Origin of the sequence: Hungatella sp. SL.1.14 (genome assembly GCF_024460495.1) — a bacterium.
Taxonomy (GTDB): domain Bacteria; phylum Bacillota; class Clostridia; order Lachnospirales; family Lachnospiraceae; genus Hungatella; species Hungatella hathewayi.
In genome coordinates, this window is sequence record NZ_JANFYJ010000116.1 from 1 (window position 1) to 463 (window position 463).

1 protein-coding gene is annotated in these 463 nt (G+C 51.0%); it reads left to right on the forward strand.

What is annotated here, in order from left to right:
- A partial coding sequence (tnpB, locus tag NE473_RS30220) for an IS66 family insertion sequence element accessory protein TnpB (protein WP_256265560.1) occupies nucleotides 1-320 on the forward strand: 320 nt, incomplete at its 5' end.
- Nucleotides 321-463: the final 143 nt, after the last annotated feature.

Below are 463 nucleotides of genomic sequence, written 5' to 3' on the forward strand. Positions count from 1 at the left end.
TCGTGTGCGGCGCAACTGATATGCGCAAGTCCATCGATGGTCTCTGCAGCATTATCCGGGATAAACTTTCTATGGACCCAGACCAGTCCTCCCTGTTCCTGTTCTGTGGGAAACGATGTGACCGGATTAAGATCCTGCTCCACGAACCAGATGGATATGTTCTCCTTTATAAAAGGCTGAGCGTCACACAGGGCCGGTACCGCTGGCCACGGAAAAGTTCCGAAGCCCAGGCAATCACCTGGCGTCAGTTGGACTGGTTACTCAGCGGACTGGACATCGAGCAGCCCAAAGCAATCCAGACCAGTAAAAAAACATCGTGAAACTGCCGAAATTTTCCGGCGGCATTTCGACTGGACGTGTGGATAACCGCTTTGTTTTTTCGCCAGATCGGGATAACCTCTGCGTGATAACTGTTTCATCGGAACTCATGGTATTTCGAGGGATCCATGGCGGTAAATATCCT